9 protein-coding genes are annotated in these 9,617 nt (G+C 30.2%); 7 read left to right on the top strand and 2 right to left on the bottom strand.

Going from position 1 to position 9,617, the window contains the following annotated elements; genetic code table 11:
- The 3 genes from J7M77_RS05475 to J7M77_RS05465 form a co-directional block, all read left to right on the top strand.
- A partial coding sequence (locus tag J7M77_RS05475) for a glycoside hydrolase family 3 N-terminal domain-containing protein (protein ID WP_296876826.1) occupies positions 1-1,948 on the top strand: 1,948 nt, incomplete at its 5' end.
- Between the two features lie 269 nt (positions 1,949-2,217).
- Positions 2,218-2,430: a hypothetical protein gene (locus J7M77_RS05470; protein WP_296876825.1), complete on the top strand. Its 213-nt coding sequence runs from the start codon at positions 2,218-2,220 to the stop codon at positions 2,428-2,430.
- A complete protein-coding gene (locus J7M77_RS05465) occupies positions 2,402-2,881 on the top strand; it encodes a DUF2335 domain-containing protein (protein WP_296876824.1) in 480 nt (159 codons plus the stop codon). Before J7M77_RS05470 ends, J7M77_RS05465 begins: the two co-directional genes overlap by 29 nt.
- Positions 2,882-3,015: 134 nt before the next feature.
- Here J7M77_RS05465 and J7M77_RS05460 read toward each other — a convergent pair whose 3' ends face one another.
- A complete protein-coding gene (locus tag J7M77_RS05460; RefSeq protein WP_296876821.1) occupies positions 3,016-3,918 on the bottom strand; it encodes an AEC family transporter in 903 nt (300 codons plus the stop codon).
- 104 nt (positions 3,919-4,022) lie between these two features.
- Here J7M77_RS05460 and J7M77_RS05455 point away from each other — a divergent pair, with 104 nt between their 5' ends.
- Together J7M77_RS05455 and J7M77_RS05450 are read left to right on the top strand one after the other, a co-directional pair.
- Positions 4,023-5,186, top strand: coding sequence for an aminotransferase class I/II-fold pyridoxal phosphate-dependent enzyme (locus tag J7M77_RS05455; protein WP_296876819.1), 1,164 nt, complete (start codon positions 4,023-4,025; stop codon positions 5,184-5,186).
- A gap of 95 nt (positions 5,187-5,281) precedes the next feature.
- Entirely contained in the window at positions 5,282-6,448 is a 1,167-nt protein-coding gene (locus J7M77_RS05450; protein WP_296876817.1) for an iron-containing alcohol dehydrogenase, read from the top strand.
- Between the two features lie 95 nt (positions 6,449-6,543).
- On the opposite strand, the gene J7M77_RS05445 is transcribed toward J7M77_RS05450, so the two are convergent.
- Positions 6,544-7,209: a MurR/RpiR family transcriptional regulator gene (locus J7M77_RS05445; protein ID WP_296876815.1), complete on the bottom strand. Its 666-nt coding sequence runs from the start codon at positions 7,207-7,209 to the stop codon at positions 6,544-6,546.
- Between the two features lie 51 nt (positions 7,210-7,260).
- Between J7M77_RS05445 and J7M77_RS05440 the strand changes: the two genes are divergently transcribed.
- Both J7M77_RS05440 and J7M77_RS05435 read left to right on the top strand, forming a co-directional pair.
- The gene (locus J7M77_RS05440) at positions 7,261-7,872 is read left to right on the top strand and encodes a hypothetical protein (RefSeq protein ID WP_296876813.1); all 612 of its coding nucleotides are present in this window, start codon (positions 7,261-7,263) and stop codon (positions 7,870-7,872) included.
- A 14-nt stretch (positions 7,873-7,886) separates the two neighbouring features.
- Positions 7,887-9,170 carry a PTS transporter subunit EIIC gene (locus tag J7M77_RS05435; protein ID WP_296876811.1) on the top strand — a complete coding sequence of 428 codons (1,284 nt, stop codon included), beginning with the start codon at positions 7,887-7,889 and terminating at the stop codon, positions 9,168-9,170.
- The last annotated feature ends 447 nt before the right edge of the window (positions 9,171-9,617 follow it).

The raw sequence follows: 9,617 nt of genomic DNA, 5'->3' as shown, positions 1-9,617 counted from the left end.
GGAATATATTAAGAAACATTCTAGATTTAAGATTCCCGATTTAATTAGTGAAGAATGTGTTCATGGGCACATGGCTTTAAAAAGTACTGTTTACCCAGTTTCTTTGGCAATAGGATCATCTTGGAATGTTGATTTGATGAAACAAATCACGCAAAATGTAAGTAATGAATTAGCTTGTAAAGGCGGTAATCTAGCTTTATTTACGGGTTTTGATGTTTTACGTGACCCGCGCTGGGGCAGAAGTGAAGAATGTTTTAGTGAAGATCCTTATTTAACTAGTGCTATGACCAAAGCAGCAATCAAAGGCTTTAATCAAGATGATAATGGGGTAACGCCGGTTTTAAAACATTTATGTGGACAAGGGGCAGCTAGTGGCGGACATAACTCTGATGCGGCAATCATTGGACCACGAGAATTACGTGAAATTCATTTACCGCCAGTAAAAGCAGCAGTTGAAGAAAATGTTCAGGCAGTAATGGCCGCTTATAATGAAATCGATGGCATTCCTTGTCATGTCAATAAACAGTTATTAACTAATATTTTAAGAACTGAATATGGTTTTGATGGTATTGTTATGGCTGATGGTCAAGCATTGGAACGGTTATTATTAATGAATAGAGATCCATTAAAAATGGGCAGTAAAGCGATTAGAGCTGGTGTTGATCTAAGTTTATGGGATAATGTTTATTTGCAATTGGATCAGGCGGTTAAACAAGGTTATCTAGAGGAAAAAGAAATTGATCAGGCAGTTATTCGAATTTTAAAATTAAAAGAGAAATTAGGTTTATTTAAACCGCGCAATAACTATGAATTTCCTGAAAGTGATGATTTATTGCTTAAAAGCGCACAGGAATCACAAATCTTAGTAAAAAACGACCATCTTTTACCTTTAGATAAAAAAGCCAAAATAGCTGTCATTGGCCCTAATGCCAATAACTATTTAAATCAGTTGGGTGATTATACCGCTTTTCAAGAAGAAACGGATATTGTTACGGTATATCAGGGGATTTGTCAAAAAACGCTTAACGTTCCAAGCTATAGTTTAGGTTGTACTACTCGTTTAAAGCAGTTTGAAGATTTAGAAAAAACATTAAAACAAGCCAAAGAAGCCGATGTAGTTGTTTTAGTGTTAGGCGGTAATAGTACCCGGTTATATCAAAATGAGTTTGAAAATAATGGTGCTTTAAAAATTCAACTTGAAAACGAAATGAATTGTGGTGAAAATATTGATTTAGCGACACTAGAATTAGAAGGATACCAAAATCAATTATTAAAGGAAATATATCAAGTTAATCGAAATATTGTCACTGTAGTAATTCAAGGTCGTCCTCATGTTCTAACAGATGTAATGAAATATTCTAAAGCTGTTTTAATTAGTTTTTATCCTGGTGCTAAAGGTGGTCTAGGAATTAGTGATGTTTTATTTGGTGACTATAACCCTAGTGGTCATCTAACTGTTTCCTTACCTTATCATGCTGGTCAAATACCATGTTATTATAATCATAAAAATAATGGTGCTCAAAAAGATTATGTTGATTTACCATCAGGATCATTATTACCATTTGGTTATGGATTAAGTTATGCTACTTTTAAATACCATGATATTTTACTCCCTAATAAAATAAATATCGCATCGTTAAAACAAGATGGTTTTACCATTAATTTAAAAGTAACAAATCTTAGTGACAACGATGGTGAAGATGTTATTCAAGTATATTTAAAACATCTAAATGCTTCAATCGTTACACGAGTACTAGAATTAAAAGGCTTTAAAAAAGTAATGATTCCAGCTCATACTACTAAACAAGTTACTATAAAGTTGGAATATGATGACTTTGCTATCTGGGATGAAATGATGGAATTTGTCGTAGAACCAGGAGAAGTAGAAGTTTGTATTGGTCAAGATAGTCAAAATTATCAAGTATATCAAGTTAAAATAGCTAATTAGTTTTCAATTAGCTATTTTTTTTGTAAAAAATAAAAAAATAAAAAAGAGATTTTTCAAATTGGGGAGTATATGAATAATGGGAGGTATTTTTATGAAGTAAAATATAATTAAAATACTTTAAAAAAACAATAGTTGTTATCAACATAAATGATTTTAATATTGCGGGGCTATTTTAGAAAACAATTATGCATGCATAGGTAAAAAGAATTCTTGGCAATGGTATTCGCTAACAATAAGTGCTAATATAAATGTATAGAAGGAGGGATTTTATGAAAGATATGATCAATGGTGTTGTTTTTTCGTCTTTTATAAAAGGAATGGGCTCATTGTTGGAAGCAAATCCATTATCCTTAAATGAAACTTTTGACAGATTGTGTTTTAAAAATGATACGGAAGCATTGAGAAGCGATTGGGAAAGCATTGGTAAAGATTTAAATAAATCGATAAATGATTATGAAAGAAATATTAGACAAACAATCTAAAGTAAAAATCAATGAAGAAAGTGAAGAAGGATTGGTTGATATTAATGATGTAGCTGAAATCATTGATAAATCTAATTTAACGAATACCCAAAAAATTCAAGTAATAAAATTTGTGGCTGAAAAAGTAGAAAAGTATTCAGGACCTATCCCACATCCAAATCATTTAGAAAAGTACGAAAAAATATTATCAGGCTCAGCCAATAGACTTATATGTATGGCTGAGAATCAGTCAGTACATCGACAAAAAATGGAAAATAAATTAATTGATGCCAATATAAGATATAAAAGTACCGGACAAAAATTTGGATTTATTATTTCTGTTTTATGTATAACTGGAGGATTAGCTATGATATTTTTAGGGAAAAGTCTTGAGGGTTTTGCTACCTTGCTAGGAACCGTTGCTGTATTAGTAGGAACATTTATGTATAGTAACAAAGATAAGAAAAAATAAAGTATAATAGTTAAACTGATATGGGATGAAATGATGGAATTTGTCGTAGAACCAGGAGAAGTGGAAGTTTGTATTGGCCAAGATAGTCAAAATTATCAAGTTAAAATAGCTAATTAGTTTTTAATTAGCTATTTTTAAATACTCAATATAATACTGCTAATAATTAAAGAGATAATAATGCTAAGTGATGTTGCTTTAGCTACACTATCACCTTGATATCCTAATTTATTGGCGTAAATAGAAGATACGGAAACTAATGGTGCAAAATAGGTAATTGTTAAAACTGATTTAATTGGTTTGGGTAGAGGTAAAAAATAAGTAATACCTGTTAAAATAAAGGCACTAATAAGGCGTAAAGTTAATATTTTAAATACAGGTTTAATTGTTTGTTTATTAAAAGAAAAATCTAGTTTTAAACCAATCATCAACATTACTAAAACAATATTAATTGAACCAATTGTTTTGGTAATATCAATGACTATATCAGGAATTTGTAACTTAAAAATAGCTAGTAAGATAACTAGTAAATAAACATCTAAAGATACTGATGAAAATAGTTGTTTAAAAAAATCAGTGCAAGTAAAATTATTTTTATGATTAACCACATAATAAGCTAACACATAAGTTAGCCCTAAACACATGATCGTATTAGTCACATTAAAGCTGCTAAGATAGATTACTTCATTACTAGAAAAGAAACTGATCGTGAAAGGTAAAATAAAATTACCGATATCATAGCCTGAAGCACTGATTAGATAAACGCCTTTAGCTAATGGTTTTTCTTTACTGGTAAAAAGATAAGTGATGGCAAGCATGATAAGATTAGCGATTAAACCTAGCAACATCATCAAAATAATAAAACTATTTAATTTAAAGCCAAGGGAACTAGAAAAGAATAAACAAGGTAAAGTTAAATTAATGATGATTGTTGCAAGAACATTGCTATCCGTAGCTTTTAGTAATTTTATTTTTTTAAATAAATAACCAATCATCATAATTAGTAAATAAATTAATGTTTGATACCAGATTGCTTTCATTCACTTCACCTCGATAAAAATTATAATATATTGAAATTTAAATGGCGATAAAAATTTTAATTAAGTATAATAATAATGAGATTTAATGAAAGGTATAAAAAGATATGAAAGATAATGATAATGTATGTTTAGATGTTCAGGATAATGTTTATGACTATGATGCTGTTGTACCAGAGATAGTACAGGCTTCTAATTTTAAATTTAAGAACTTTCAACATTATTTAGCTGTTAATAATGATCAATTTGCGTTTACTTATAGCCGTGATGGTAATCCTACGATCAAACTTTTAGAAAATAAAATAGCTAAATTAGAAAATGGTGAAGCAGCAAGAGCGTTTGCTTCAGGAATGGCAGCAATTTCAGGGACTATTTTAAGTTTACTTAGCCAAAATGATCATATTATTATTGTTAATACGGTGTATGGTTCAAGCGTTAAATTAATCAAACAGTTAGAAAAGTTTGGGATTAGTTCTATTAGAATCGACGTAGAAGATACTAAAGATATTTTTAAATATATTAATGATAATACTAAAATGATTTATTTTGAAAGTCCTTCATCGCAAAAGTTTGCCATGCTGGATCTAAAATTAATTGCAAACAAAGCTAAAGAAAAAAATATTTATACAGTAATTGATAATACTTGGGCAACACCATTACTGCAAAATCCATTGCTTCATGGTATTGATGTCGTGATCCACTCTTGTTCTAAATATATTGGTGGTCATAGCGATATTGTTGGTGGGGTAGTAATAAGCAATGAAAAGTTAATTAAAAAAATTGATGAATTTGCTTCTATTTTATTAGGTGGAACGATGGCACCGATGAATGCCTGGCTAGCAATACGTGGTCTTCGAACTTTACCGGTAAGAATAAAAGCCCAAAATGAAACCGTTATTAAGATGATCGATGTTTTAAAAAAAGATCCGCGAATTGAAACAATCTATCATCCTTATGCTTTTGAAAATAAACAAAAAGCATTAGCTGATGAGTATTTAAATGGTTATGGCAGTTTGCTTTCGGTTGTTTTAAAAGAAGCAACACCAAAAATAATTGAAAGATTTATTGATTCCCTAAATCATTTTACGATTGCTTATAGCTGGGGTGGTTTTGAAAGTTTGATTATGGCGGTTTATAAAGGAAATAATTTAGATGAATTGAAACAAAGAGGACTAAATATAGGGCATTTACGGGTTTATTTAGGTTTAGAAGATAGTCAATTATTGATTGATGATTTTTTACAGGCTTTAGATAAAGCTTATAGTGAATAGTGTTTATATGCTTTTTAAGCATAGATTATAATAAGATATAAGTATTTGTTGTTTTGATTGGTGAGGGTTAGAATAATAGCGAAGGAGTGATAGAAATGTTAGGAAATTTTGAATATTCTAATCCAACTAAGTTATATTTTGGAAAAGATTCATTAAATTATTTAAGTGAAGAATTAGCTAAATATGGCAAAAATGTAATGCTTGTTTATGGTGGCGGTTCAATTAAGAAAAATGGTATTTATGATCAAGTAGTTAAAATCTTGACAGATAACGATAAAGAAATCTTTGAAGATCCTGGAGTTATGCCAAATCCAACAGTTGAAAAGCTTTATCAAGGCTGTAAGATTGCTAAAGATAATCAAGTTGATTTAATTCTAGCTGTTGGTGGTGGTTCAGTTTGTGATTATGCTAAAGCTGTATCAGTTTCAGCTTATTGTAATGAAGATCCATGGGATAAATATTATTTAAGAATGGAAGATGTTGATAATCAAATTATTCCGGTTGGATGTATCTTAACGATGGTAGGAACTGGTTCGGAAATGAATGGTGGAGCGGTAATTACTAATCATGAAACTAAATTAAAAATTGGTCATGTTTTTGGTGATAACGTCTATCCTAAGTTTTCAATCTTAAATCCAGTATTTACTTATACTTTACCTAAATATCAGATGGTAGCTGGATTCTATGATATTATGTCACATATCTTGGAACAATATTTCTCTGGTGATGATTATAATACTTCTGATTATTTGGCGGAAGGTTTATTGAAATCATTGATTCATAGTTCTAAAATTGCTATCAAAGACCCTGAAAACTATGAAGCTCGCAGTAATATCATGTGGATTGCTACCTGGGCTTTAAATACTTTGATTGCTAAAGGAAAAAGTACTGATTGGATGGTTCATATGATTGGTCAGTCAGTAGGGGCTTATAGTGATGCTACTCATGGAATGACTTTAGCAGCAGTATCAATGGCATATTACCATCATATCATGGAAGCAGGATTGCCAAAGTTTAAGCGTTATGCTCTTAATGTATGGAATGTTGATCCTCAAGGTAAAAGTGATCTAGAAATTGCTAATGAAGGATTAAAAGCGATGGAAGCTTGGATGAATGAAATTGGTCTAGTCATGAATCTTACTGATTTAGGAGTTAAAGAAGATATGCTTGAAGGTATTGCTGATGGTACTTTTATTAATCAAGGTGGTTATAAAGTTTTAACTCATGAAGAAATCGTCGCAATTTTAAAAGAAAGTATGTAATTATAAAAAAACATGTTATAAAATTGATAACATGTTTTTTTTACTGTCTAAATCAACTAATAGTTTTAGTTAATTTGTATAATATTGTCGAATAATTAAAATAAGAGAGTTTCAAAAGCAATGATCGTTTCACCAAAAAAGAAGTTAGAACGGTTGCTGTTATGGAAAAATGAATCATAATCACCGATTAAAATTGGTAATGATGAACTTTGATAAATTGGAGATTCTTTATTGGCGATAAAACTAATTATAGGAATATTGTTTTTACAAGCAGTAGCAACAATTTCATTTAATCGTGGAGTTTGGCCAGAATAAGAAATAACGATAAAGATTGTATTCTGGTTATAAATTGGCGCAAACATTTCCATGTGAACTACACATAAAGCTTGATAGCCAGCTAAAATTAAACGTTGTTGTAAATACTGGGCGATTGGGGCAGAAAAACCAAGACCAAAAACAATGATTCGTTTATTTTTATCGCTTAATAAGGCAGAAAATTCTTTCTTATAATCAAGATACTTATCTTTAAAATCATGGGGTGTATCTTTATTGGTAGTTAGATGATAGATCATATCGCTATAACCATTAAAACCAAATTTATTACATAGTTTATAAATAGTAGAGGTACTAGTGTAATTATCTTTAGCCATTTGACGAATACCGATTGATTTTAATGTATCAAGATGTTCTTGCATATAAGAAACAATTTGTTTTTCTAAATCGTTTAGTTCATATTTTTCTATTAAATGTTCAATTTCCATAATAACACCTCTTGTTTAATTATGTCACAGAAACAAGAAAGGGGCAAGAAAATGGCAAAACAAATGTATGATCCATGGTCAAAAATTATTACTAGAAATGGTTATGCCGGAGATGAAGTTATTTCCGCATTACAAAAATCAATTAGAAGAGGGTTAGAAGAACAAGCATGTATGTTTGCGTATGAACTTTATATTTCTTCACCACAGTTAGAAGAAAAATTATGGCGACGCTTACTTACGATTTCAGTTGAAGATATTGGTATGGGAAATCCAATGGCAGCAATTATGGTTAACAATTTATTCCAAATGAGCCGTCAGTTTGAATATGCCGATGGTGATCGTCCAATGTATTTCATTCATGCAATCAGATATTTATGTCAAAGTGAAAAAGATCGTTCAAGTGATTTATTAAAAAATATTTGTATTAAATCATTTGCAATGGGTAAATTCCCAGAAATACCTGATTATGCATTAGATAAACATACTCAAAGGGGACAAGCAATGGGACGTGATTCTTTCCATTTCTTAAATGAAGCGAGTAAAGTTTATCCACAAAAAGAAGTGGATAATGATTATAAAGAAAGATATGCTAAAATTTTAGAAGAATATGATCCAGAAAATGTTTGTGATACAGCATTTAAATTCAATGGATGGCAATTTTAATAGGGGAGAAAATAATGATCAATAAATTAGAAAAATGGTTAGCACCATTATCAGATAAGTTAGGGAATCAACGACATCTACAAGCAATCTCTAATGGGATGATGATGTCACTTGCATTAATCGTGGTTGGGTCAATTTTCTTAATTATCGCCAATCCACCAATCAATTTAGATTTAGTTGATTTAAACACTAGTAATGTCTTTTTAAAAGCTTTAATTGCCTGGAAACAATGGGCTGTAGCTAACTATGATGCAATTACCATTCCATATACAATGACAATGGGATTAATTGGTTTAGTTACTTCATTTGGAGTTAGTTATTGTTTAGCTGAAAGCTATAAAATGAAAGCTGCAATCACGGGAATTATTTCAATGTGTGTTTTCTTGATGATTGTAGCACCTGTTAGTGACGGTCAATTATCAATGACTTATTTAGGAGCTGACGGTTTATTTGTAGCTTTGATTGTTGGTTTATTATCAGTTGAAATTTGTCGGGTAGTAGGAAAGAAAGTGGTTTTCACCTTCCCATCTACTGTACCATCAGCTGTAACCAATTTTGTTAATTCATTGTTGCCATTAGCTTTTAATATCATTATTATTTATGGATTAAATCTTGTTTTAATTGCAGCAACTGGAAAATCTTTACCAGATTTTATCATGAGCTTTTTAACACCAGCTATTTCGGGAATTGACAACGTTTGGGCTTATATGGCTATCTTTGCATTTTCTAATGTTTTATGGTTGTTTGGTATTAATGGTTCTTCAATCATTTTCCCACTTGTCTTTACCTTAGGAATTACTAATACTGGCTTAAATGCAGAATTAGTTAACGCTGGAAATGCAGCTGAACATGTAATGAACTTACAAATGTATCGTTATGCGATCCTTGGTGGTGGGGGAAATACTTTAGGATTAGTTTTATTAATGTGTTTTTCACAAGTTAAACATTTAAGAACAATCGGTAAATTAAGTATTGTTCCGGGAATTTGTGGAATCAACGAGCCAGTTATTTTTGGTGGACCAATTGTCTTAAATCCAATTTTAGCGATTCCGTTTGTATTAATGCCTTGTATTTCAATTTATTTAGGATATTTAGTACAATCAATTGGCTTAGTAAGTATGGGATATATTGTTGATCCATCGTTTACACCATTCTTTGCTCAAGGATTTTTATCAGCGCTTGATTTTAGAAATGTGATTTTCATGTTAGTATTAATTGCAATCAGTATTGTTGTATATTATCCATTCTTTAAGGTTTATGAAAAATCATTAGCACAAAAAGAAGGCGTAGATAAATAATGAAAAATAGCTAAGGTTTGCTTAGCTATTTTTGTTTAAATCAATTTTATGAAAAATGCAAGTCTATTATTAATATTTCCACTTATTTACTTGATAAAATATAGTATATATTCAACTTATCTTTGATTTTCCGAATTATTAAATTTATAAATTGACTTGAATTATTTGTGATTTTGGATCTACTATATGTAGATAACTTGTAAAGGGAAAATGCTAGCTCCCAAAATGGGGTAGACAAATTTTGTTGAGCATTCCTACGTGCCTGGGGTTATCTATTTTTTATGAAGTTTTAAAATTGTTATTATAACCTTTTTTCAAAGATCTTATGATCTTTGATGATTTTAAAACCATGATTAAGATAAAATTGATGAGCTGTTTTTCGTTTAAACTGAGAACCTAAAGTTATTGAACTTAACTGATTCTTTTTTGCAAACTTTTCGACATAAT

The organism is Thomasclavelia sp., assembly GCF_017889095.1.
In the GTDB taxonomy this organism is placed as follows: Bacteria; Bacillota_I; Bacilli_A; order Erysipelotrichales; family Coprobacillaceae; genus Thomasclavelia.
Note: the sequence above shows the minus strand (reverse complement) of the source record. Positions and strands in the feature narration are given on the sequence as shown.

Coding starts and splice junctions, on each gene's coding strand:
- J7M77_RS05470 (WP_296876825.1), top strand. CDS start 2,218: ATGAAAGATATGATCAATGGTGTTGTTTTTTCGTCTTTTATAAAAGGA.
- J7M77_RS05465 (WP_296876824.1), top strand. CDS start 2,402: ATGAAAGAAATATTAGACAAACAATCTAAAGTAAAAATCAATGAAGAA.
- J7M77_RS05460 (WP_296876821.1), bottom strand. CDS start 3,918: ATGAAAGCAATCTGGTATCAAACATTAATTTATTTACTAATTATGATG.
- J7M77_RS05455 (WP_296876819.1), top strand. CDS start 4,023: ATGAAAGATAATGATAATGTATGTTTAGATGTTCAGGATAATGTTTAT.
- J7M77_RS05450 (WP_296876817.1), top strand. CDS start 5,282: ATGTTAGGAAATTTTGAATATTCTAATCCAACTAAGTTATATTTTGGA.
- J7M77_RS05445 (WP_296876815.1), bottom strand. CDS start 7,209: ATGGAAATTGAACATTTAATAGAAAAATATGAACTAAACGATTTAGAA.
- J7M77_RS05440 (WP_296876813.1), top strand. CDS start 7,261: ATGGCAAAACAAATGTATGATCCATGGTCAAAAATTATTACTAGAAAT.
- J7M77_RS05435 (WP_296876811.1), top strand. CDS start 7,887: ATGATCAATAAATTAGAAAAATGGTTAGCACCATTATCAGATAAGTTA.